This is a genomic window from Variovorax flavidus, from assembly GCF_030317145.1.
GTDB classification, from domain to species: domain Bacteria; phylum Pseudomonadota; class Gammaproteobacteria; order Burkholderiales; family Burkholderiaceae_C; genus Variovorax; species Variovorax flavidus.
The window spans coordinates 229,971-253,087 of the sequence record NZ_JASZYE010000003.1 but is presented as its reverse complement, the minus strand read 5'-3'; the positions used below and the strand labels follow the sequence as shown (position 1 = coordinate 253,087).

The following is a 23,117-nucleotide window of genomic DNA, read 5'->3' as shown; positions in this document are numbered from 1 at the left end:
ATGACCTCATCCAGCACCCTCCAGGAACTCGGCGTCGTCCATCGCCGCATCACGCGTGCCGACCCGGCCGCCGTCGAGAAGCTTTCGCGCTTCGGCGTGTCCACCGTGCACGAGGCGCTCGGCCGCCTGGGGCTCATGCAACCGCGCATCCGCCCGATCTACCCTGAAGCGCACTTCTGCGGCCCCGTCGTCACCGTGCTGCTGCAGCCGGGCGACAACTGGATGCTGCACGTGGCTGCCGAGCAGATCCAGCCCGGCGACGTGGTGGTCGCGGCCTGCACCGCCGACAGCACCGACGGCTTCTTCGGCGACCTGCTCGCGACCTCCTTCAAAGCGCGCGGATGCAAGGGCCTCGTGATCGACGGCGGCGTGCGCGACGTGCGCGACCTCACCGCGATGAACTTCCCGGTGTTCAGCCGCGCCATCCATTCCAAGGGAACGATCAAGGCGACGCTCGGTTCGGTCAACGTGCCGGTGGTGTGCGCTGGCGCGCTGGTGCAACCGGGCGACGTTGTGGTGGCCGACATCGACGGCGTGGTGGTGGTGCCGGCCGCGCGCGCGCAGCAGGTGGCCGACGCGGCCGAAGCCCGCGAAGCCAACGAGACAAGCAAGCGTGCGCGCTTCGCGGCCGGCGAACTCGGCCTCGACATGTACGCCATGCGCGAGCCTTTGGCCAAGGCGGGCCTGCGCTACATCGACTGACTGGAGACACCATGAAAAAGCTCAACGCATCCATGGCCCTGGGGACTTTCGCTGCAGCCGTGCTGACCCTGGCCGCGACGCCTTCCCACTCGCAGGATTTCCCCACCCGGCCGGTGCGCATCATCACGCCCTTCCCGGTCGGCAGCGGCCCTGAAGGTGTGGTGCGCCTGCTGGCCGACAAGCTCAGCCGTACCTGGGGCAAGCCGGTGACGGTCGAGAACCGACCGGGCGGCAATGGTTTCATCGCCATCGATGCCTTCAGGCGTGGTGCGACCGATGGGCACGACCTGATCCAGCTCGACAACGTGCACCTCGTCGCCTATCCGTACCTGTTCAAGAAGCTGCCCTACGACCCGGTGAAGGACTTCGAGCAGATTGCGCCGCTGTTCCGCACCAACTTCTTCTTCACCGTGGCGACGGACAGCAAGTACAAGTCGGTCGGGCAGATCGTGGCCGATGCCAAGGCCAACCCCGGCAAGCTCAACTACGGCTCATGGTCCATCGGCAATCCGGTGCACCTGGGCTCGGCGCTGTTCGAGACGATGACGGGCACGCAGATGACGCACGTCATCTACAAGGAGACCACGCAGCTCTACACCAGCGTCGCGACCAACGAGCTGTCCTTCGCGCTCGGCACGCTGGGTTCGGCGGGCGCCATGCAGCGGGCCGGCAAGCTGCGCTATCTGGCCGTGGCTGCGCCGCAGCGCCATCCGGCGTTCCCGGACGTGCCGACGGTGGCTGAATCCGGCGGTCCCGCAGGCTTCGAGGTCGTCGGCTGGACGACGCTGGCCGCACCGGCCGGCCTGCCGCGCGCCGTGAGCGACAAGATCCGGCGCGATGTGGAGAAGGCCCTGGCCGACCCCGATTTCAAGGCCAAGTTCGTCGCCTTCGGCTATGAGCCCTTCCCGGTCACGCGCGACAAGTTCGAGCTGTACGTGCAGGGCGAGTCCAAGCGCATGGCCGCGGTGATCAAGCAGGCGAACGTCTCGCTCGACTGAAACCAACAAGGATTCATCATGGCTCGCATCATCGGCGCCGTCTCCTGCTCCCACACCCCGACCATCGGCTTCGCCTTCGACAAGAACAAGCAGGACGACCCGGTCTGGGCCCCCATCTTCAAGGACTTCGAACCGGTGCAGCGCTGGCTGGCCGAACAACAGCCGGACGTCCTGTTCTTCATCTACAACGACCACGTCAGTTCCTTCTTCTTCGACCACTACTCGGCTTTCGCCCTGGGTGTGGGCGAGCGTCATGCGGTGGCGGACGAGGGCGGTGGCGCGAGGGATCTGCCGTCGGTTGCCGGACATCCCGCGCTGGCGCGGCACATCGGCCGTTCGCTGGTGGCGGACGAGTTCGACATGTCCTTCTTCCAGGACCGGGCGCTGGACCACGGCGTCTTCTCGCCGCTGTCGCTGCTGTGCCCCCACCAGCCCGACTGGACGGTGCCGGTGATCCCGCTGCAGGTCGGCGTGCTGCAGTCGCCCGTGCCATCGGCGCGGCGCTGCTACCGCCTCGGGCAGGCGCTGCGTCGCGCCATCGAGAGCTACCCGGAAGACCTGAAGGTCGCCATCGTCGCCACCGGCGGGTTGTCGCACCAGGTGCACGGCGAGCGCGCGGGCTTCAACAACACGGCGTGGGACGCGCAGTTCCTCGACCTGATCGAGAACGACCCGGTGCGACTCACCGAAATGACGCAGGCCGAGCTGGCAACCCTCGGCGGCATGGAAGGCGCCGAAGTCATCATGTGGCTGGTCATGCGCGGCGCCCTGTCGGCCAACGTGCGCAAGACGCACCAGAGCTACTACCTGCCGTCGATGACCGGCATCGCGACCCAGATCTACGAGAACCTCGCGAGCCCGCCGGTCGCCGGCGAGGTGGAGCGGCATCGGCGCCACATGAACGAGCAACTCGCGGGCGTCGAAGCACTCGAGGGCACCTATCCCTTCTCGCTGGAGACCAGCGTGCGCGCCTACCGCCTCAACAAGTTCCTGCATGGCATGACGCGCCCCGAGCACCGGGCGCAGTTCCTCGCGGACGAGGAGGCCGCGTTCGAGGCGGCGGAGCTGACCGCGCAGGAGCGCGACCTGGTGCGCCGGCGCGACTGGCGAGGCCTGATCCACTACGGCGTCATCTTCTTCATGCTGGAGAAGCTCGGCGCGGTCATCGGCGTGTCGAACCTGCACATCTATGCCGCCATGCGCGGCCAGACGTTGGAAGCATTCCAGCAGACGCGCAACGCCCCCGGCGCCCTCTATTCGGTCGCCGGCAAGGATGCCAAGGCACAGACGTGGAACAAATGAACCACCCCCAGGCTTGCCCACTTCGTGTGGCCGCCTACCCCTCTCCGCGGGCTTTCTTGCCCTCCATTCGTTGAACCTTCGGAACTACCCATGAGATCCTTTTTCTTTCGTTGCGCATTCGCGCTCGTCGCATCGCTGCCCCTCGCCGCCTTGAGCGCGACGGCGGCCGATGCCTATCCATCCAAGCCGATCAAGATCCTTGTCGGCTACAGCGCCGGCGGCGCGGTGGATGCCATCGCACGCTCGGTCGGCCAGCGCATGGCCGCCACCCTCGGGCAGCCCGTCATCGTCGAGAACAAGCCGGGCGCCGGCACGAACATCGCCGTCAAGGCGCTCATCGCCAGCCCGCCCGACGGCTACACGCTGCTGCTGGCGGCCAACGCGCTCGCCGTGAATCCGTCGCTGTTCCAGCCGGTGCCCTACGACCTGGAGCGCGACCTGACGCCGGTGTCACTGGTTGGAAGGGTGCCCGTGGTGCTGGCCGTGCGCGAGGGATCGGAGATCAAGACGCTGGCGCAGTTGTCGGCAGCGACCAAGGCCAAGCCCGGCACCATCAGCGTGGCGACGCCGGGCAACGGCTCGACACCGCATCTGGCGATGGAACTGTTCCAGCACACGGCCGGGCTCTCATGGCGGCACGTGCCCTACAAGGGCGGCGCGCAGGCACTCACCGACGTGCTCGGCGGCCACGTCGACGTGGTGGCGGTGAATGCGCTGGAGGCGCTGCCGCTGGTGAAGGGCGGCAAGCTGCGCGTGCTGGCCGTCATGAGCCCCGAGCGCTCCGCGGTGCTGCCGGGCGTGCCGACCGTGGCGGAGTCCGGCTATCCCGGATTCGAGTCCAGCGTCTGGTACGGCTTCGTCGCTCCGGCCGGCCTGCCGAAGCCGATCCTGGCGAAGGTGCATGAGGCCGTGCAGAAGGCGCTCGAATCCAGCGAAGTGCGCGACCAGCTGGCTGCGGCTGGCGGCGTGGCATTGCCAGGCGCGCCCGAGTTGTTCGGCAAGCTGGTCAAGGACGACGCCGCGCGCTACGGCAAGCTGATCCGCGAAGCCAACATCAAGCCGGATTGAGCTGCCGGATCACCGGCGAAAAAGGCGGCTTACTGGAAAACGACGCGCGCGGTCGCCGCGGCTTCCTTCCAGACCGCCTCGCGGTTGCCCGCGTGGACCGGCGCAGGCTCCACCGACAGGATGATCACGTTGACCGTGGCGCCGCTGAAGTGCGCGCGCAGCATCACCTTGAGCTGAGTGGCCGTCGGAACCGCGCGCACGTCCTCGCCATCGGGCGCATGCAGCGGAACGTCCGTCGTCGGTGCTGCGAGATAGCGATCGATGGCGGGAAGCGCCACCGTCAACCGCTGCCCGACCTTGAAGGCATAACCTTCCCGCGCGCGAAGTTCCATCGAGAACGCGGGCAGCTTCTGCGGGCGAGTGAGTAGTTCCTTCTTCTGCCGCGCAATGGCGGCGGCCTCGTCGGACAGGGCCTGTGGAACGGAATCTGCAAAGCGGATGTTCATGGACAGCGATGTTGGACTGGAAGGCACGGGAAATGCCCGGCGCAGTGTACGTCCGGCGCGGCCACTTTCAAGACGCGCAAGACGCGCGCGCGGCACGGCGCCGCCGAACGGCGTGAATTTCGTCCTGACCGGCGATGCGCGTGCGGCCGCGCGGCTCAGATGGAGCGCTGGCCGACCCGCCTGGACAGCTCTTCGGCACTCTCCTTGCGCTCGCTGTACCGGTCCACCAGGTAGGGGCTGACGTCGCGCGTGAGCAGGGTGAACTTGAACAGCTCCTCCATCACGTCGACCACCCGGTCGTAGTAGCTCGAAGGCTTCATGCGGCCGGCTTCGTCGAACTCGAGGTAGGCCTTGGCGACGGACGACTGGTTGGGGATGGTCAGCATCCGCATCCACCGGCCGAGCACGCGCATCTGGTTGATGGCATTGAACGATTGCGAACCGCCGGAGACCTCCATGACCGCCAGCGTCTTGCCCTGCGTCGGCCGCACCGCGCCGAGCGCCAGCGGAATCCAGTCGATTTGCGCCTTCATGATGCCGGACATCGCGCCGTGCCGTTCGGGGGAGGTCCACACCATGCCCTCCGACCACTCGGCGAGCCTGCGCAGCTCCTGGACTTTCGGGTCGGTGTCCGGAACGCTGTCGGGGAGGGGCAAGCCTGCCGGATCGAAGATCTTCACTTCGCCGCCCATGGCTTCGAGCAGCCGTGCCGCCTCCAGCGTCAGGAGCTTGCTGTACGAGCGCAGGCGCAGGGAGCCGTAGAGCATCAGGAAGCGTGGACGATGCACGGAGGGCTCGCGGACAACGAGCCGCTCCCGTGTCGGGACCTCGAAAAGCGACGCGTCCAGCGCCGGGAAGGTGGGCGGCTTTTCAAGCACGACGCACGCCCTCGTCGACCACAAGCTCCCCGTCCTCCTTGACGAAGGGCGTGAGCTTCGGCACCGGGAGAATCTCCAGCACGGCTTCCGAGGGGCGGCAGAGCCTGGTGCCCAGGGGCGTCTCGACGATGGGCCGATTGATGAGGATGGGGTGTGCGAGCATGAAATCGAGGAGGTCCTCATCGGACCACTTCGGGTCCTCCAGACGCAGTTCGGCGTAGGGTGTTCCCTTTTCGCGCAGCAGCGCACGCACGGGAATGCCCATCGACTGGATGAGCGCCCGAAGGCGCTCCTTGCTCGGCGGTGTCTTGAGGTACTCGATCACTTGCGGCTCCAGGCCGCCGTGCCGGATCAGTGCCAGCGTGTTGCGAGAGGTCCCGCAGGACGGGTTGTGATAGATGGTGATTTCAGTCATGGGATGCAGATGGACTTCCGCTCAGGTGGGTCGTTGGCCGTCTTCATACCAGCCTTGCGTCCGGTTCACGACGGCCACCACTGCGAGCATGAGGGGGACTTCGATGAGGACGCCGACCACCGTGGCCAGCGCGGCGCCGGACTGGAACCCGAAGAGGCTGATGGCGGTCGCCACCGCCAGCTCGAAGAAGTTGCTTGCCCCGATCAGCGCCGACGGCCCGGCCACGCAATGCGCGACGCCGAGCCTGCGGTTGAGCAGATAGGCCAGGCCCGCGTTCACGATGACCTGAATGAGGATGGGCACTGCGAGGAGTGCGATCACCAGCGGTTGCTCCAGGATGGACTCGCCCTGGAATGCAAACAGCAGAACGAGCGTCAGCAGCAGCGCCGAGATCGACAGCGGCCCGAGCCGTTCGGCCACCGCCTGGAAGCGATCGACGCCTCGGCGCATCAAGGCCCTGCGCCAGAGCTGTGCAATGACGACGGGCACCACGATGTAGAGACCGACCGATACGAGCAGCGTGTCCCACGGCACTGCGATGGAGGAGAGCCCCAGCAACAGCGCGACGATGGGCGCGAATGCCACCACCATGATCGCGTCGTTCAACGCCACCTGCGACAGCGTGAAATAGGGGTCGCCCTTGCAGAGCTGGCTCCACACGAACACCATGGCGGTGCAAGGTGCCGCTGCAAGCAGGATGAGTCCGGCCACGTAGCTGTCCAGCTGGTCGGCGGGAAGGTGGGGCGCAAACACATGGCGGATGAAGATCCAGCCGAGCAATGCCATCGAGAACGGCTTCACCGCCCAGTTGATGAACAAGGTGACGCCGATGCCACGCCACTGCGAAGCGACCTGGCCCAGCGCGCCGAAGTCGATCTTCAGCAGCATCGGAATGATCATGACCCAGATCAGGACACCGACGGGCACGTTCACCTTGGCGACCTCAAGCCTCGCCACGGCCTGGAAGAGGCTGGGCCATGCCTGTCCGAGCGAGATGCCCGTGACGATGCAGATCCCGACCCACAGGGTCAGGTAGCGTTCGAAGAAGCTGATGGCCGGCCTCGCGGGCGGCGCGCCCTCGACCGTGATGGGCGGAGTGCTCATGGGGCGGTCGGCAGCGTCAGCACTGGCAGGCGTCGCCGGTCGCGTCCACCGCGCACGCGGCACCCTGGCAACAGTTGTCGGTGAGGTAGCCGAGCAGTGCATTCATGCTGTCGTACTCGGCCCGGTAGATGAGGTTCCGGCTGGCTCGCTCCTGAGTCACGAGCCCGGAGTTCGCCAGTTCCTTGAGGTGAAACGACAAGGTGGCGGGGGGTACGCCCGTGGCTTCCTGGATGACGCCGGGGGTAAGGCCGCTCTGGCCGGAAACCACCAACGCGCGGAACACCTCGAGGCGCAGTGGGTGGGCCAGCGCTGCGAGGGCCTGGACGACTTGGGTTGATTCCATCGTTCGAGAATAATCGAATTAATCATCTGGAGCAAGCAGCCGTGAACGCGGCGTGGACGCCCCGGTCAAGTTTCGAAACCCGGTGTGAGAGCATCGCGGCCATCGAGGAGTACACGCCATGTCCGAAACCCATCCCCTGCAAACCCAGGGCCCGCGCCCCACGCACGAACAGATGGTGCGCCACCTGCGCCGCTCCAACGAAGTGGCCCGCCGCGCCATCGCCCTCGGCCATCACCCCTTTGGCGCCGTGCTGGTCGGCCCGGACAACGAGACCGTGCTGCTGGAGCAATGCAACATCGACACCGTCAACCATGCCGAGTCGACGCTGGCGCGCGTGGCCGCGACCAACTACACGCCCGAGTTCCTCTGGGGCTGCACGCTCTACACCGCCGTCGAGCCCTGTTGCATGTGCGCGGGCACGGCCTACTGGGCCAACATCGGGCGCGTGGTGTACGGCATGACCGAGGCCCAGTTGCTCGCCGAGACCGGCAGTCATGCCGAGAACCCGACGATGAGCGTGCCGTCGCGCTACGTCTTCGACCACTGCCAGAAGCCCGTGGAGCTGATCGGGCCGGTGGTCGAGATTGCGCAGGAAACCATCGAGATGCAGCGGGCCTTCTGGGCGACCCGCTGACACCGACGCCGGCCTCTACAGGCCCAGCTCCTGCTTTGCGATGATGTTGCGCTGGATCTCGTTGCTGCCGCCGTAGATCGACATCGCGCGCCGCCAGAAGTAGTTGGGCGCTGCGCCGCGAACGCTCGCCTCGATGCCTTCGAGATTCCCTTCGCCGCGCATCTGGGCCGGGTCGAGCACCTGGCCATCGGGCCCCGAGGCCTCGAAGATCAGCTCGGTGATGCGCTGGCCGATCTCGGTGCCGCGGATCTTCAATGCCGAAGCCAGTCCGGCGCCGGGCGAACTGCCCGTGCCCATGCTCGACAGCGCGCGCAGCGTCGTCACTTCGAGCGCCTTCAGTTGCGCCTCGGTGGCAGACACCTTGGCGCGGAACACCGGGTCTTCGATGAGCGGGCGGCCGCGATGGCGCACGCCCGACGCGATGCGGTGCAGCCTGCGCATCGCGAAGGTGGAAAAGCCGATGTTCGAGTTCTCGACCCGCTCGTGTTCGAGGAGGAACTTCGCGTAGGTCCAGCCGCTGCCTTCTTCGCCCACCAGATTGGCCTTGGGCACCTTCACGTCGGTGAGGAACACGGCATTGAAGGAGTGCGTGCCTTCGAGCATCGGGATCGGCTGCACCACGATGCCCGGCGACTTCATGTCGATCAGCAGGAAGGAGATGCCGCGCTGCGCCTTGGCCTCGCGGCTGGTGCGAACGAGGCAGAACATCCAGTCGGCGTAGTGGGCGTAGGAGGTCCAGATCTTCTGGCCGTTGACGAGGTAGTGGTCGCCCCGGTCCTCGGCGCGCGTGGCGAGCGAGGCGAGGTCCGACCCCGAGGCCGGCTCAGAGTAGCCCTGGCACCACCATGTCGTCGAGGCGCGGATGCCCGGCAGGTGCTGCGCCTTCTGCGCCTCGTTGCCGAAATTGAAGATCACCGGACCGACCATGCGCGGCCCGAAGGGCTGGATGGTGGGGCAGTTCAGCTCGGCGCTGATGGTCTCGAAGATGTAGCGCTGCGTCGCGTTCCAGCCCGGCCCGCCCTGCGACACCGGCCAGGTGTAGGCGTGCCATCCGCGGCGGCCGAGGATCTGCTGCCAGCGCATGAAGTCCTCGCGATGCAGGTGGAGGTCGTGCTCCACGCGCCGCGATATGTCTTGCGGCAGGTTCTCGGTGATGAAGGCGCGCACTTCATGGGCAAACGCCTGCTCTTCCTTCGAAAAGGCCAGTTCCATCTGAGATCTCCGTCAGTCTTGTGAATGCAGGGCGAAATGAACGCCGCCGATCGTGACGCCGGTCGCATCCGACGCGAGCCCGCGGGCTTCCGCGGTGTTGCGGATGGCGGAGGCGTCGCGCACCGCCAGTTCGATGCCTGCGAGCCCTTCGCCGCGATCGTCGCGCGGCGCGACGAAGCGAAGCGTGGCGTTGTCGAGGCGCAGATGCCAGCCGGCATCGCCGCGCTCGACGGGCCGCTGGAGGATGCCGCCCCAGCGCGTCGCCAATGCCGCAGGGTCGTCCGCCTGCAGCACCGCCCCGGTGATGCCCCGCACGCGGACCTCCGAGACGGCATCGCGCCAATGCGGCCCGGCGGGCCAGTAGGGGCCGGTCAGGGCCGCACCGTTGAGCGTCGTGTTGATCTCCAGCAGTGCACCGCCCGTGTCGCGCGGATGCAGTTGCATGCCCTCGTAGTCGCCGATCGCCAGCGGCGCGGCGATGCGCACGCCGATCGCATCGACGTGCGCGCGCCAGCGCGGCAGCGCCTCGCTGTCCAGGATCACCATGTAGCCGCCATCGCCCTTGCGGCGTTCGATGTAGCGCCCGGCCGTGGTGCCCTCGCGCAGCGGTGCGACGACCTCGACGAAGCTCGTGCCGAAGGGCATCAGCGCGTTGTGCAGGCCGAACTGGCCCACCTCGGGATCGCGGTGGCAGACCTTCACGCCGAAGACGGCGCACAGGTCTTCCTCCACCGGCGCCAGTTGCGCGGCCACCAGGCAAAGCTGGCGAAGTCTCAGATAGGTCGTTGTCAAAACGTTGTCTCCTTGTGCTCGCCCAACGAGCTTGGTTTTGAATATGATATAACAAATATACAAATCACAAGAGACAAGGCCACAGCCCATGACATCGCTTGCCGGACTGCGCGTACTGGATCTTTCGCGCTTCATCGCCGGGCCCTACTGCGCCATGATGCTCGGCGACATGGGCGCGGAGGTCGTGAAGATCGAACCCCCCGGCGAGGGCGAATACGCGCGGCGCGCCACGCCGGCCGTGAACGGCCAGAGCCTCTACACCTTCATCGTCAACCGCAACAAGAAGAGCCTGGCGATCGACCTGCGCAGCGATGGCGGTCTGAAGGTGCTGCGCGGCCTCATCGCGCAGGCCGACGTGCTGGTCGAGAACTTCCGTCCGGGCACGATGGAGAAGATGGGCCTGGGCTGGGAGGCAGTCCACGCGCTCAACCCGCGGCTGGTGATGGCGCGCATCTCGGGCTTCGGCCAGGACGGGCCTCTCGCGCAAAAGCAATGCTTCGACGGCGTGGCGCAGGCCATGAGCGGGCTGATGGACATGACCGGCGCCGAGGACGGCCCGCCGACCATGATCGGCTCCTTCATGTGCGACTACACCACCGGCATGTACGCCGCGCTCGGCATCCTTGCGGCGCTCAATGCGCGGCATGCGTCCGGTCAAGGCCAGCTGGTCGACGTGTCCTTGCTGGAGAGCGCCGCATCGATGCTCATGACGGCGATCCCCCAGCAGAAACTCTTCGGCACCACCATGACGCGCGTCGGCAGCCGCGATCGCTTCGTGGCGCCATCCAATACCTTCGCGACGGGCGACGGCCGCTATGTGCTGATGGTGGGCGGCGACGACAACATGTTCCCGCGCGTCGTGCGCGCCATGAAGCAGCCCGCATTGCTGGACGATCCGCGCTTCGTCTCGATGGCCTCCCGCCTCGAACACCGCGCTGCGGTCGAGGGCATCGTGGCGGGCTGGATGCTCGCGCACGATGCCGACGAAATCGTGGCGCGCCTCGAAGCCGAGGGCGTGCCCTGCGCCAAGATCGCGACGATCGACGAGGTGGTCGACAACCCGCAATTGCGCCATCGCGGCGCCATCGCGGACATTCCGTTCGGCGACACGAGGGTGCCCGTGCAGGGCGTGACCATCCATCTGTCGGCGACCCCGCTCGCGATCGAACGCGCGATGCCGGAAGTCGGCGAACACAACGCCGAGGTACTCCAGCAGTGGCTCGGCTTCCAGTCAGACCAGATCGCCGCGCTGCAGGCCGAAGGCGCCATCTGATGAACCCTAACCCTGCACACGCCCACAAGGAGACACGCACTTGACCACCGAACTCATCGAACAATTCGAAGCGGGCGTACTGACGCTCACCCTGAACAGGCCGGAACGCCTCAACGCCCTGACCGTGCTCATGACCGAGGCGCTGCTCGCTGCGTTGCGCCGCGCCGCGGTCGACAACGAGGTTCGTGCCGTGGTGCTGACCGGCGCAGGGCGCGCCTTCTGCGCCGGCGGCGACGTCAAGGCCATGGCCGAGGACGATGCGACGCGGCACACGCTCGAATCCCGCACCCTGCAGTTGCGCGAACACATGGAGTGTTCGCGGCTGCTGCACGAGATGCCCAAGCCCACGATCGCCGTGGTGCGGGGCGCGGCGGCCGGCGCGGGCCTGTCGCTTGCGCTGGCGTGCGACCTGCTGCTGGCGAGCGACACGGTCAAGCTGACCTCGGCCTTTGCCAAGGTCGGTCTCTCGGGCGATTTCGGCAGCACCTATTTCCTGACCAAGCTGCTGGGCCAGCGCGCGCGTGCGTTCGCGCTGCTCTCGCCCGTGCTCAAGGCGGACGAGGCGCTCCAGCTCGGGCTGGTCACGCGCGTGGTGCCCGACAGCGAGCTCGACGCCGAAGGCCGCAAGCTTGCGCAGCAACTGGCGGACGGCCCATCGATCACGCTCGGCCATATCAAGGCCAATCTGAATGCGGCGGAGCAGGGCGCCACGCTGGCGCAGGCGCTCGACCACGAGGCCATCCGCCACATCCGTTGCGGCATGACCGAAGACCACCAGGAAGCGGCCCGCGCCTTCGTCGAGAAGCGCACGCCGAAGTTCGTCAACCGTTGAAGGAACCCGCCATGGACCGCTTTTCTCTCAAGGGCAAGACCGCCATCGTCACCGGCTCGTCGCGCGGCATCGGCCGTGCCATCGCCATCGCCTACGCCCGTGCGGGCGCCCGGGTCGTCGTCACCAGCCGCAAGGTGGATGCCTGCAACGCGGTGGTCGAGCAACTGCGCGGCGAAGGGCTGGAAGCCACCGCGGTCGCCTGCAACATCTCCAGCAAGGAACAGGTGACTGCGCTCGTCGACCAGACCGAGAAGGCCTACGGGCCGGTCGACGTTCTGGTGTGCAACGCGGCCGTCAATCCCTACTACGGGCCGATGTCGGGCATCACCGACGAGGCCTTCTCCAAGGTGATGGACGTCAACATCCGCTCCAACCTCTGGATGGTCAACCGGGTCGCGCCGGGCATGGCGGAGCGGGGCGGCGGATCGATCGTCATCATCAGTTCGATCGCGGGCCTGACGGGTTCGCGGGTGCTGGGCGCCTATGCCATCTCGAAGGCGGCCGACATGCAACTCGCTCGCAACCTCGCATTGGAATGGGGCAAGCAGGGCGTGCGCACCAACTGCATTGCGCCCGGCCTCATCAAGACCGACTTCGCCAAGGCGCTGTGGGACAACCCCAAGACGCTGGCCGCCGCGCTGGCCTCCAGCCCGCTCAACGCCATCGGCGATCCGGAGGACATTGCCGGTGCGGCGCTGCTGTTGGGCTCCGACGCGGGGCGCTTCATCACGGGCACGACCATCGTCATCGACGGCGGCGCCACGATCGGCGGCGAAGCCTGACGGACCCCGGAGCATCCATGACCTACCAGGACATCACCGTCGCGACCGAAGGCCGCGTTCTCACCATCACGCTGAACCGGCCCGACCGGCTCAATGCGTGGACGCACCGGATGGAATCCGAGTTTCGCAAAGCCGTCGAAGCGGCCGAGGCCGATGAGGCCGTGCGCGCCGTCGTGGTCACGGGCGCGGGCCGGGGCTTCTGCGCCGGGGCCGACATGGACATTCTCGAAGCGGGAGCGGCCGGCGCGGCCGACACCACGATCCCGTCGCCTCCCGCGTCGTCCGGGGCCACCGGCATCGAAGCCAACTACGCCTGGCGCTTCAGCTACCTGCTGCGCGTGCGCAAGCCGATCTTCGCGGCCATCAACGGGCCCATTGCGGGCATCGGCCTGTGCATGGCCGTGTTCTGCGATTTCCGCTACATGGCTGAGGGCCAGAAGCTCACGACCGCCTTTGCGAAGCGCGGGCTGATCGCGGAGCACGGCATCTCGTGGATGCTGCCGCGGCTGGTCGGGCCGACCCACGCGCTCGACCTGCTGCTGTCCGCGCGCACGCTGGTCACGGCCGAGGCGGCATCGCTGGGCCTGGTCAAGGCGCTGCCCGCCGAGGGTTTTCTCGCGGCGGTGCAGGCCGTCGCCCGCGACATGACCGACAACGCCTCCCCGCGTTCGATCGGCGTCATCAAGCGGCAGGTGTACGACAGCCTGTTCCAGGACCTGGACACCGCGTGGCGCCGTGCCGACGAGGAAATGCAGGCGTCCTTCGCGAGCGAGGATTTCCGCGAAGGTGTGGCGCATTTCCTCGAAAAGCGTGCTCCCGCCTTCACCGGCCGTTGATACAAACGGCACCGTTGAAATAACATATACGCTATCAAAAACAGGTGTGCGACCCGCATGCCTCCCACTCCGATGGAAGACATCCTCACCCGCGACAGCCTCAACGCCCAGGCCTACAGCCGCCTGTGCCGCGACCTCAAGGCAGGCCGGTTCGCGCCCGGCGAAAAGCTCAAGCTGCGCGATCTCGCGGCCGAGATGGGCATCAGCCCGACGCCGGTGCGCGAGGCCCTGGCGCGGCTGATCTCCGAGCAGGCGCTGGAACAGGTCGGCCACCATTCGGTGCGGGTGCCTGTCATGAGCGAGGAGCGCTTCGCCGAAGTGCGAGAGCTTCGCCTCATGCTCGAAGGGCAGGCGGCGGCGCGCGCCGCGGAGCATGCCGGCAGCGACGACGTGAAGAAGCTCGAAGCCATCCACGACCGCATGGCCGCCCTGCGCGAAGCGGGGGATACGGCCGGCGAGCTGCTCGAATCCGAGCGCTTCCACATGGCGGTCTATGCGCTGGCCGCCATGCCGGTGCTGCAGTGCATCGTCGAAAGCCTGTGGCTGCAGTGCGGCCCGCTCATGAAGGCGCTGCAGACCCATGCGCTGGGACAGCCGCGCAAGCAGCATCCGCATCACATGGTGATGCGCGGCCTGCGCAAGCACGACGGCGAAGTGGCGCGGCGCGGCATCCACGACGAGATCGAGCGCACCTCGGCGCCGATCCTCGCGTATCTGCGCGAACGCAGCGCACAGGAGCCGGCGCAGGCCGTGAAGCCCTCACGCCGGGCCGCCAGCCACGTCGCCTGAGGATCCGCGCCAACGCGCCGTCGGTGCGCCCCGGAAAGGGAGCGTGCCTGCCAGTCCATGCAGCAGGGAAATGCACCTGCATGCTCAATATTCATGACCTTCGCTTGTTGCTTCCGGCGCCAGGCCGCATGATCGTGGACACACCGGGCGCCCCGCAGCGCGGGCCGAACCCGGACGAGCAGACCGCCTCGGAGACACGTCAGCATGATCGCTTACCGCCACGGCTCTCAGCCGCTGCATGAGTATTTGCGCCTGCACGCCCGCAGCACGCCCGACAAGCCCGCCCTCATCTGGTACGGGCGCCGCATCTCGTACGCGGAACTCGACGACATGAGCGACCGCTTTGCCCAGAGCCTGCGCGACCGGGGCATCGGGCAGGGCGACGTGGTGGCGCTCTTCCTGCACAACTGTCCGGAGTACCTCATCGCGCATTTCGGCGTGCAGAAGCTCGGCGCGATCGTGAGCCCCTGCAACCCGGACGCCCAGGCCTACGAACTCGAACACCAGTTGACCGAGCTGGACGCCAGCGCCATCGTGGCGGGCGAGGAGCTTCTCAAGGTCGTGCTGGGTTCCAGCGTGATGCGCACGGTGGCGCATGTCTTCGCGGTGCGCTACGGCGAGATGCTGCCGGCGACCCTCGCGATGGACGTGCCGTCCAACATCCGTCTTCGGCACGAACCGGCGCCGCCGCTGCCGGGCGCCGTCATCGACTTCGCGGATGCGCTGGCCGAGGCGGACGCCTTCACGCCGGTCGACACCATCGCGATGGACGACGTCTCCCTCATGGCCTACACCTCGGGCAGCACCGGCCTGCCCAAGGGCGCGATGATCAGCTTCGAGTGCGCGCTCTTCAAGACCGCGGTGAGCGCCGACAGCTTCCGGCTCGGCACCGACGACGTGATGCTGGCCGATGTCGCGCTGCACCACATCTCCGGGATGATGACCGGCCTGGCGCTGCCGATCTACTGCGGCGCGACCGTCGTACTGCTGCACCGCTTCGACGCGACGGCCGTGCTGCAGGCCATCGAGGCCTGCGGCGTGACCTGGTGGTACACCATGGCGCCTTCGATGCCGTCGGCCATGGCCTGCGATGACGCCGCGACCTACGACCTGTCCTCGCTGCGTACCACGGTGGGCACCAGCTTCGGCGTGCAGCTCACCGAATCGCTCGCCCGACGCTGGAGCCGCTTTGCCAACGGCTGCCTCGTCTACGAGGCCGGCTATGGCCTGAGCGAGACGCACACCTGCGACACGCTGATGCCGCCCGACGCGATCAAGTGGGGCACCAACGGCAAGCCGGCGCCGGGCGTGGAGCTGCGCATCGTCGACACCGAGACCGGCTGCGACCTGCCCACAGGCCAGCGCGGCGAGATCCTGCTGCGCGGCCCCATCAAGTACAAGGGCTACTGGCTGCAGCCCGAGGCGACCCAGGCCATGCAGCTCGACGGCTGGCTGCGCACCGGCGACGTAGGCGTGGTGGACGACGAGGGCTACCTGACCTTCCTCGGCCGCACCAAGGAAATGATCAAGGTGTGGAGCTACAGCGTCTTTCCGGAAGAGGTCGAGGCCATCCTCGCCATGCATCCCGACGTGCGGCAGGCGGCGGTCGTCGGCCTGCCCGATCCGGACCGGGGCGAGGCCGTGCAGGCCTATGTCGTGCTGAAGGACGAGGCCGCGGCCCGCGTTCGCGCCGGGCAGCAGACCGATCGGGCCGACCAGAAGATCATCGAGTGGTGCCTGCAGCACATGTCGCACTACAAGGTGCCGCGCACCGTGATCTTCCGCAACGGCCTGCCGTCATCGAAGAACGGCAAGCTGCTGCGGCGGATGCTGCGAGACCCTGCCGCCTCGATGGCGGTGAACTGAGCCGGCTCAGCGCGCCGCGGCCGGTGCGCGATAGCCCGCCAGCTCGTGCTTGGCGATGGCGTTGCGGTGCACCTCGTCCGGGCCGTCGGCCACGCGAAGGTGGCGCGCATAGGCGTAGAACGAGGTCAGCAGCGTGTCCTGGCTCAGGCCGGCCGCGCCGAAGGCCTGCATCGCGTCGTCGATCACCTGCACGCAGTTGTTCGGTGCGATGACCTTGATCATCGCGATCTCCTTCGCCGCCACCTTGTTGCCGACCGTGTCCATGCGCCAGGCGGCATGCAGCACCATCCAGCGCGTCTGGTCGATCAGCATGCGCGCCTTGGCGATCCGCTCGCGCCACACGCCCTGCTCGGACAGCGGCTTGCCGAAGGCCACGCGCGAGACCACGCGCTCGCACATCATTTCCAGCGCCGACTCGGCCATGCCGATCATGCGCATGCAGTGGTGGATGCGCCCCGGCCCGAGGCGGCCCTGCGCGATCTCGAAGCCGCGGCCTTCGCCCAGCAGCAGGTTCGACGCCGCCACGCGCACGTTGTCGAACAGCACCTCCGGGTGGCCGAAGGGCGCGTCGTAGTGGCCCATGAGCGCCATGTCGCGCAGCACGGTCACGCCGGGCGTATCGCGCGGCACGATGATCATCGACTGCTGGCGGTGCCGGTCGGCGTTGTCCGGGTCGGTCTTGCCCATGAGGATGAAGAGCTTGCAGCGCTCGTTCATCGCACCGGTGATGTACCACTTGCGCCCGTTGATCACATAGTCGTTGCCATCGCGGCGGATGCTGCACTCGATGTTGGTGGCATCCGACGAGGCGACGGCCGGCTCCGTCATCGCGAAGGACGAGCGGATCTGGCCGTCGAGCAGCGGGCGCAGCCAGCGCTCCTGCTGCTCCGGCGAGCCGTAGCGGGCGATGACCTCGGTGTTGCCGGTGTCGGGCGCGCTGCAGTTGAAGGCCTCGGCGCTCCAGTACCGCCGGCCCATGATCTCGCACAGCGGTGCGTATTCGAGGTTCGTCAGGCCGGCGCCGTGGCCGGCTTCGGGCAGGAACAGGTTCCACAAGCCGGCGGCGCGCGCCTTGGGCTTCAGTTCTTCCATCAGCGGCAGCGTGGTGTAGCTGCCGCCCTTCTGCGCGTTCAGGTAGGACTGGTGGGCCTCTTCCTCGCGGCGCTTCTCGTTCGGGTAGATGTACTCGTCCATGAAGGCGAGCAGACGGGTGCGGAGGTCCTGGACCTTGGGCGTGTATTCGAATTGCATGGTGTCGGCGTCAGTGAAGGATGGGTGAAGGAAGGATGGGGGTCAGGCCCAGGAGAACAGGCCCAGCGAGACGGCGACGAGCGCGGGCTTGGGCTGGCCTTCGATCTCGACGGTGTTCTCCGTGCGCAGCAGCGTCCAGCCGTCCTCGCGGGGCTCGGCGGCCAGCAGCTTGATGTGGTTGCGCACGCGCGAACCCGCCGCCACCGGCGACATGAAGCGCAGCTTGTCGAGCCCGTAGTTGACCGACTTGGTGGGCTTCAGACCGCCCAGCAGTTCGTAGGAGGTGATCGGCAGCAGCGAGAGCGTGAGAAAGCCGTGTGCGATCGGCGCGCCGAACGGGCTTTCACGCTTCGCGCGATCCACGTCGATATGGATCCACTGGCGGTCTTCCGTGCAGTCCGCGAAGGCGTCGATGCGCGACTGCGGCACCTCGACCCAGGATGAGGTGCCGATCGATTGGCCGACGTATTGCTGCAGGTTGTCGCGATTCAGGAGGGGCATGGCGCACAGGCGGGAATGGTGATGCATCGATGGTGCCTCGACTCGGGCGCGCCGAGAGGCCCGGCGCATGAAGGCTTTTCATCCGCCGCATGCGGCTTGTTGATGCGGCCTCATCGCGCGTGCGGGAACATCGCTTCGCATCCGCTTCGAAAGGAACATTCGTGACAGCCAGCTACGAGGTGCGCGACGGCATTGCCGTTGTCGCGATGGACAACCCGCCCGTCAACAGCCTCGGGCTGGGCAACCGCCGCTTCATCGCGGAGTCCGTGTCGCGCGCGCAGGACGACCCCGCGATCCGCGCGATCGTGCTGACGGGGCAAGGCCGTGCATTCTGCGGCGGCGCCGACATCCGCGAGTTCAACAAGCCCGAGGCGACGACGGCGCCCGATCTGGTCGATGTGATCCGCCTCGTCGAAGGCTGCAGCAAACCGGTGGTGGCAGCGATCCACGGCGTCGTGATGGGGGGCGGCCTCGAACTCGCGATGGGATGCCACTACCGTGTCGTGCAAGGCGGCACGCAAGTCGCGCTGCCGGAGGTCCGCATCGGCATCCTGCCCGGCGCCACCGGCACGCAACGCCTGCCGCGCCTGATCGGCCTCGAAGCGGCGCTCAACATGATCGTGACCGGCGACACCGTCATGAGCGATGTGCTGGCCGCGATGCCGTCGCAGAAGCTGTTCCACCGGATCGTTCCGGACGATGTGGTGTCAGCAGCCATTGAGCTCGCGCATGCCAGGGCGGACGTTCGGCCGCTGCCGCGTTCCCGCGACCTGAAGGTCGAGCACCCGAACGCAGAGGCGTACCTGCAGTTCGCGCGCAACATGGTCGCGGCCAGTTCGCGCAACTATCCCGCGCCGCTTCGCTGTCTGGACTGCGTGGCGCAGTCGGTGCGCCTCGGCTTCGACGCGGCCGTGGACTATGAGCGCGCGGCGGTCACCGAACTCGTGTGGACGCCGGAGAGCGCCGCACTTCGCAACGCCTTCTTTGCCGAGCGCGCGGCGAGCAAGATTCCCGACGTGCCCGAAGACACCCCCCGGCGCGCCATCCAGGCCGTCGGCGTGATCGGCGCCGGCACCATGGGCGGCGGCATCTCGATGAACTTCCTGAACGCGGGCATCCCCGTGAAGATCCTCGAGATGAAGCAGGAAGCGCTCGACCGCGGCATCGCCACGATCAAGAAGAACTACGAAGCCCAGGTCAAGAAGGGCAAGCTCAAGCAGGACAAGTACGAGCAACGCATGGCGCTGCTGAGCACCACGCTCGACTACAACGACCTGAAGGATGCCGACCTCATCATCGAAGCCGTGTTCGAAGAACTCGGCGTCAAGGAGAAGGTCTTCAGGGAACTCGACCGCGTGGCCAAGCCCGGCGCCATCCTGGCCTCCAACACCTCCACGCTCGACGTCGACAAGATCGCCGCCTTCACCCAGCGTCCGCAGGACGTGGTCGGCATGCACTTCTTCAGCCCGGCCAACGTGATGAAGCTGCTCGAAGTGGTGCGCGGTAAGGAAACGGCCAAGGATGTGCTCGCCACCGTCATGTCCACGGCCAAGAAGATCAAGAAGACCGCGGTCGTCTCCGGCGTGTGCGACGGCTTCATCGGCAACCGCATGATCGAGCAGTACTCGCGCCAGGCCGGCTTCCTGCTGGACGAAGGCGCGACGCCGCAACAGGTCGACAAGGCCATCGAGAAGTTCGGCTTCGCGATGGGGCCGTTCCGCATGGGCCACGTTGCCGACGGGGAGGTCCGGCGCAAGGAGGCGGGCGTCGCGCCGCGCCAGATCACCGACGAAGAGATCGTGCAGCGTCTGGTGTATGCGCTGGTCAACGAAGGGGCTCGCATCCTCGAAGATGGCATCGCCTCCAGGTCCGGCGACATCGACATGGTGTACCTCACGGGCTACGGCTTCCCGATCTGGCGCGGCGGCCCGATGCACTACGCGAGCCAGGTGGGCCTGTACAACGTGGCCGAATCGATGAAGCGCTTTGCCAGGAACCCGCGAGACGACGCGAGCTTCTGGCAGCCCGCGGCGCTGATCCGGAAGTTGGTGGCCGAAGGCAAGTCGTTCAGCTGATCTGCGCTCGGGCTTCTATGTATCCGGTCGAAGCCGGAACGCGATGCCCAGTGCCATGAACGCGGCATGACGGGCTTCGCCCTGCACGTTGAAGCCTTGCGATGACGCATTGCGGACCAGCGCGTCGAATGCGGTCGTGACGAAATCCAGCGCAGTCACGCCCGTGCGCCCGTCTGGGGCCGAGGCGAAGCGGAGGCTGAAAGGGCCCAGCTTCAAGGAGGGCACGCCGTCGGCATCGCGGCAGGGCTGTGCGTGGAAAAGCTGAGTCCAGTGAAGCGCCACGCGCTCAGGTGCCCGCACCGCCAGTTCCAGGCCGCACAGGCGCGCGATGCAGTCCCCGGAGGGACGGTCGTTCACGAGGGAGTGCTCGCGGAGATCGACCGTGCAGGCGCCTGTGTCCATGGCGTCGAGCCGCAGGCAGGGCGTGCAGCCCAGCGCCGAACCGTCGAGCGCCTCGATGCCGAGCCGCTGCAGATGCGTGCGCTGTGCGTCGAGGTCATCGCACCGCAGGTCCACGGCAGCGTCGTGCGCGGCACGCATCTCGATCCACTGGTCATCGAACAGGAAGCGCGGCCCGCCCGAGGATTCCGCGCGCATGGCCGGCGCGCCAAAGACCCGCTCGAACACCGATGCCGCCGCACCGTCGTCATCACCCGCGAGCCGGAGTCCGCGAAAGGAGGGCGATTGCAGCGCGGCCGGCATCCGGGGATCAGCCTTGCGCGGCGCGTTGCCAGCCCAGCTCCGCCAGCTGCCGGGCCTGCTTCCCGGCCTCCAGCGCATGGGCGTTCGAGGCATTGCCCGCCAGGGCCCGCCCCATGATCCCCTGCGCGATGGCTGCCGCGCGGAACAGATTGAAGGCCGTGTAGAAGCGCCAAGCCGCCGTCGTCACCGCGGGGAGGCGCCGGCGTTCGCAGTAGCGCGCAAGGTAGCGTTCCTCGGACGGCAGTCCCAGCGCCGCCAGTTGCACGCGGGAGAGATCGCCGAGCCCGCGAAACGGCGGCGGCAGTTGCCATGCCATGCAGTGGTAGGCGAAGTCGGCCATCGGGTCGCCCAGGGTCGACAGCTCCCAGTCGAGCACGGCGACGACTCTCGGCGCATCGTGCGCGAACACGAGGTTGTCGAGCCGGAAGTCGCCGTGGACGATGCGTGTCGCCGTCTCCGGCGGCATGTGCCGCGGCAGCCACTCGATCAGGTTCTCCACGGCCTCGATGCGTTCGGTCTCGCTCGACCGGTACTGGCGCGACCAGCGCGCGATCTGGCGCTCGATGTAGTTGCCGGTGCGGCCGTAGTCGCCAAGGCCCACGGCCTGGACGTCGACTTCGTGCAGCGCGGCGAGCACCCTGTTCATGTCGTCGCAGATGCGGGTGCGCTCGTCATTGCTCGCGTCCGGCAGCTTTGGGTCCCAGAGAATGCGGCCGTCCACGTAGTCCATCACGTAGAAGGACGTGCCGATGACCGTGTCGTCCTCGCACAGCGCATGCACGCGCGGGACCGGAACGTCCGTGTCGGCCAGCGCCTTCATGACCCGGAACTCCCGGTCCACCGCGTGGGCCGAGGGCAGGAGTTCGCCCGATGGCTTACGCCGCACCACGTAGCGGCGCTGGCCGGCCTCGACCAGGAAGGTCGGATTCGACTGCCCGCCCTTGAACTGCGAGACGCGGAAGCCCTTGCCCGCACCGGTGTCGACATGCGATGTGAACCACCGCCGAAGGGACGCCTCGTCGAAGCGCTGCCGCTCCTGGACTGCCGTGGTTCCGCTGAACTCGTCGCTCATGGGGCAAGGGGGCCGCGCGGCCGCGGGTGAATCAAAGGGATCATGGGGCTTGTCTCCTCGGTGAATGCGCGCACGGGCCAACTCGCGGCATGATGGTGCGCGTTCTCGGGAGACAGCCTAAGGGCACCGGTGCGCGCAAGCCAATGAACGCTTGGAATGGACCTGGATACAGCGAATGCATATCTCGAGAGTCGATCTCAACCTGCTCGTGGTGCTGGACACCATCTACACCGAAGGCGGCATCACCAAGGCGGCGGAAAAGCTGCACCTGACGCAGCCCGCCATCAGCCATGCGCTGGCCCGGCTGCGTGACCTGTTCAACGACCCCCTTTTCGAGCGGCAGGGCCACAAGATGGTGCCCACGCCGCTCACCAAGCGCCTGATCGATCCGCTGCGCGGCTCGCTGCAGTCGATCGGCTCGCTGCTCAACGACACGCAGAGTTTCGAGCCGGCCATCGCGAAGAAGCGCTTCGTGATCGGCCTGCGCGACTACATGGAATCGACGGTGATGCCGCCGCTGATGCGCGCCCTCGCCATCGAGGCGCCCGAGGTCGAGGTCTCCGGCGTGCGCGCCAACCGGCGCAGCCTCGAAAGCGAGCTGGCGGCCGGCACGCTCGATGTGGCGGTGGACGTGCTGCTGCCCCTGTCGGATGCCGTCAAGGTCAAGCGCATCAGCGTCGACGGCATGGCCGTGGTGGCCCGCAAGGGGCATCCCGCCATCCATGGGTCGGTGGACCTCGACACCTACCTCGCGCAGCGCCACATCCTCGTGACCTCGCGGCGCCAGGGGCCGGGTTTCGAGGACATCGAGCTGCGCCGCATGGGCGTGCAGCGCCAGGTCGCGTTGCGATGCCAGTTCTACTTCGCGGCCTGCCGCACGGTGTCGGAGACGGACCTCGTCCTCACGATGCCGGAGAGCTATGCGCACATGGCCAACCGCCAGTTCGGCAACCAGGTGATGGCCTTCCCGGTGCCGCTGTCCTCGATGGATGCCTACATGTACTGGCATGCCAGCACCGACAACGACGCCGCCAACCGCTGGCTGCGCTCGGTGCTGATGCGCTGCTGCGTGCGCTGAGCGCGGCGGCGCCTTCCCCGTCCTCCCGGAAGTTCCGGCGCAGTCGATTCGCGCCGTGCTCGCGCTCGCCTGAATGTTTCGCATGAGGGTTTACGCCAGTACGTCTTTTTGTGCACGCTCGTAAATTGACATCTGTTATAACAAATATCGCTCAACGGAGTTCCCG

General features: G+C 67.2%; 24 protein-coding genes. 13 read left to right on the top strand and 11 right to left on the bottom strand.

The window, feature by feature from the left end; translation table 11 throughout:
* The 4 genes from ligK (at position 1) to QTH90_RS16455 (ending at position 4,070) form a co-directional block, all read left to right on the top strand.
* On the top strand, positions 1-702 hold the full coding sequence (gene ligK, locus QTH90_RS16470; RefSeq protein WP_286665643.1) for a 4-carboxy-4-hydroxy-2-oxoadipate aldolase/oxaloacetate decarboxylase: 702 nt from the start codon (positions 1-3) through the stop codon (positions 700-702).
* Positions 703-713: 11 nt separating this feature from the next.
* Positions 714-1,700 (top strand): Bug family tripartite tricarboxylate transporter substrate binding protein, encoded by a 987-nt coding sequence (locus tag QTH90_RS16465; protein ID WP_286665642.1) that lies wholly within the window; start codon positions 714-716, stop codon positions 1,698-1,700.
* An 18-nt stretch (positions 1,701-1,718) separates the two neighbouring features.
* Positions 1,719-3,002: a gallate dioxygenase gene (locus tag QTH90_RS16460; protein ID WP_286665641.1), complete on the top strand. Its 1,284-nt coding sequence runs from the start codon at positions 1,719-1,721 to the stop codon at positions 3,000-3,002.
* A gap of 90 nt (positions 3,003-3,092) precedes the next feature.
* Positions 3,093-4,070 carry a tripartite tricarboxylate transporter substrate binding protein gene (locus QTH90_RS16455; RefSeq protein ID WP_286665640.1) on the top strand — a complete coding sequence of 326 codons (978 nt, stop codon included), beginning with the start codon at positions 3,093-3,095 and terminating at the stop codon, positions 4,068-4,070.
* A 29-nt stretch (positions 4,071-4,099) separates the two neighbouring features.
* On the opposite strand, the gene QTH90_RS16450 is transcribed toward QTH90_RS16455, so the two are convergent.
* From QTH90_RS16450 to QTH90_RS16430, 5 genes are all read right to left on the bottom strand, one after another.
* The gene (locus QTH90_RS16450) at positions 4,100-4,516 is read right to left on the bottom strand and encodes a hypothetical protein (RefSeq protein ID WP_286665639.1); all 417 of its coding nucleotides are present in this window, start codon (positions 4,514-4,516) and stop codon (positions 4,100-4,102) included.
* A 155-nt stretch (positions 4,517-4,671) separates the two neighbouring features.
* Complete coding sequence (gene arsH / locus QTH90_RS16445; RefSeq protein ID WP_286665638.1) at positions 4,672-5,394, bottom strand: arsenical resistance protein ArsH; 723 nt, start codon at positions 5,392-5,394, stop codon at positions 4,672-4,674.
* Complete coding sequence (gene arsC, locus QTH90_RS16440; protein ID WP_286665637.1) at positions 5,387-5,809, bottom strand: arsenate reductase (glutaredoxin); 423 nt, start codon at positions 5,807-5,809, stop codon at positions 5,387-5,389. Before arsC ends, arsH begins: the two co-directional genes overlap by 8 nt.
* A gap of 21 nt (positions 5,810-5,830) precedes the next feature.
* Entirely contained in the window at positions 5,831-6,913 is a 1,083-nt protein-coding gene (gene arsB, locus QTH90_RS16435; RefSeq protein ID WP_286665636.1) for an ACR3 family arsenite efflux transporter, read from the bottom strand.
* Positions 6,914-6,929: 16 nt separating this feature from the next.
* Positions 6,930-7,256, bottom strand: coding sequence for an ArsR/SmtB family transcription factor (locus QTH90_RS16430; RefSeq protein WP_286665635.1), 327 nt, complete (start codon positions 7,254-7,256; stop codon positions 6,930-6,932).
* Positions 7,257-7,374: 118 nt separating this feature from the next.
* Between QTH90_RS16430 and QTH90_RS16425 the strand changes: the two genes are divergently transcribed.
* On the top strand, positions 7,375-7,890 hold the full coding sequence (locus tag QTH90_RS16425; RefSeq protein WP_286665634.1) for a nucleoside deaminase: 516 nt from the start codon (positions 7,375-7,377) through the stop codon (positions 7,888-7,890).
* A 15-nt stretch (positions 7,891-7,905) separates the two neighbouring features.
* Here the strand turns inward: QTH90_RS16425 and QTH90_RS16420 are convergent, their stop codons facing one another.
* The gene (locus QTH90_RS16420; RefSeq protein ID WP_286665633.1) at positions 7,906-9,102 is read right to left on the bottom strand and encodes an acyl-CoA dehydrogenase family protein; all 1,197 of its coding nucleotides are present in this window, start codon (positions 9,100-9,102) and stop codon (positions 7,906-7,908) included.
* 12 nt (positions 9,103-9,114) lie between these two features.
* Positions 9,115-9,894 (bottom strand): VOC family protein, encoded by a 780-nt coding sequence (locus tag QTH90_RS16415; RefSeq protein ID WP_286665632.1) that lies wholly within the window; start codon positions 9,892-9,894, stop codon positions 9,115-9,117.
* An 88-nt stretch (positions 9,895-9,982) separates the two neighbouring features.
* Between QTH90_RS16415 and QTH90_RS16410 the strand changes: the two genes are divergently transcribed.
* The 6 genes from QTH90_RS16410 to QTH90_RS16385 all read left to right on the top strand — a co-directional run bounded on the left by QTH90_RS16410 (position 9,983) and on the right by QTH90_RS16385 (position 16,272).
* Complete coding sequence (locus QTH90_RS16410; RefSeq protein WP_286665631.1) at positions 9,983-11,167, top strand: CaiB/BaiF CoA transferase family protein; 1,185 nt, start codon at positions 9,983-9,985, stop codon at positions 11,165-11,167.
* A gap of 40 nt (positions 11,168-11,207) precedes the next feature.
* Complete coding sequence (locus tag QTH90_RS16405; RefSeq protein WP_286665630.1) at positions 11,208-11,999, top strand: enoyl-CoA hydratase-related protein; 792 nt, start codon at positions 11,208-11,210, stop codon at positions 11,997-11,999.
* A gap of 11 nt (positions 12,000-12,010) precedes the next feature.
* Positions 12,011-12,781 carry an SDR family NAD(P)-dependent oxidoreductase gene (locus QTH90_RS16400; protein WP_286665629.1) on the top strand — a complete coding sequence of 257 codons (771 nt, stop codon included), beginning with the start codon at positions 12,011-12,013 and terminating at the stop codon, positions 12,779-12,781.
* A gap of 17 nt (positions 12,782-12,798) precedes the next feature.
* On the top strand, positions 12,799-13,617 hold the full coding sequence (locus tag QTH90_RS16395) for an enoyl-CoA hydratase (RefSeq protein ID WP_286665628.1): 819 nt from the start codon (positions 12,799-12,801) through the stop codon (positions 13,615-13,617).
* A gap of 57 nt (positions 13,618-13,674) precedes the next feature.
* Positions 13,675-14,406, top strand: coding sequence for a GntR family transcriptional regulator (locus tag QTH90_RS16390; protein WP_286665627.1), 732 nt, complete (start codon positions 13,675-13,677; stop codon positions 14,404-14,406).
* A 204-nt stretch (positions 14,407-14,610) separates the two neighbouring features.
* Positions 14,611-16,272 (top strand): AMP-binding protein, encoded by a 1,662-nt coding sequence (locus tag QTH90_RS16385; protein WP_286665626.1) that lies wholly within the window; start codon positions 14,611-14,613, stop codon positions 16,270-16,272.
* A 6-nt stretch (positions 16,273-16,278) separates the two neighbouring features.
* Here QTH90_RS16385 and QTH90_RS16380 read toward each other — a convergent pair whose 3' ends face one another.
* Together QTH90_RS16380 and QTH90_RS16375 are read right to left on the bottom strand one after the other, a co-directional pair.
* The gene (locus tag QTH90_RS16380; RefSeq protein ID WP_286665625.1) at positions 16,279-17,523 is read right to left on the bottom strand and encodes an acyl-CoA dehydrogenase family protein; all 1,245 of its coding nucleotides are present in this window, start codon (positions 17,521-17,523) and stop codon (positions 16,279-16,281) included.
* A gap of 42 nt (positions 17,524-17,565) precedes the next feature.
* Positions 17,566-18,051 carry a MaoC family dehydratase gene (locus QTH90_RS16375; RefSeq protein WP_286665624.1) on the bottom strand — a complete coding sequence of 162 codons (486 nt, stop codon included), beginning with the start codon at positions 18,049-18,051 and terminating at the stop codon, positions 17,566-17,568.
* 134 nt (positions 18,052-18,185) lie between these two features.
* On the opposite strand from QTH90_RS16375, the gene QTH90_RS16370 reads away from it, so the two are divergent.
* Positions 18,186-20,099: a 3-hydroxyacyl-CoA dehydrogenase NAD-binding domain-containing protein gene (locus QTH90_RS16370; RefSeq protein ID WP_286665623.1), complete on the top strand. Its 1,914-nt coding sequence runs from the start codon at positions 18,186-18,188 to the stop codon at positions 20,097-20,099.
* Between the two features lie 15 nt (positions 20,100-20,114).
* On the opposite strand, the gene QTH90_RS16365 is transcribed toward QTH90_RS16370, so the two are convergent.
* Both QTH90_RS16365 and QTH90_RS16360 read right to left on the bottom strand, forming a co-directional pair.
* On the bottom strand, positions 20,115-20,801 hold the full coding sequence (locus QTH90_RS16365; protein WP_286665622.1) for a hypothetical protein: 687 nt from the start codon (positions 20,799-20,801) through the stop codon (positions 20,115-20,117).
* 7 nt (positions 20,802-20,808) lie between these two features.
* Complete coding sequence (locus tag QTH90_RS16360; RefSeq protein ID WP_286665621.1) at positions 20,809-21,873, bottom strand: phosphotransferase; 1,065 nt, start codon at positions 21,871-21,873, stop codon at positions 20,809-20,811.
* A gap of 175 nt (positions 21,874-22,048) precedes the next feature.
* Between QTH90_RS16360 and QTH90_RS16355 the strand changes: the two genes are divergently transcribed.
* On the top strand, positions 22,049-22,951 hold the full coding sequence (locus QTH90_RS16355) for a LysR family transcriptional regulator (RefSeq protein WP_286665620.1): 903 nt from the start codon (positions 22,049-22,051) through the stop codon (positions 22,949-22,951).
* Positions 22,952-23,117 lie beyond the last annotated feature (166 nt).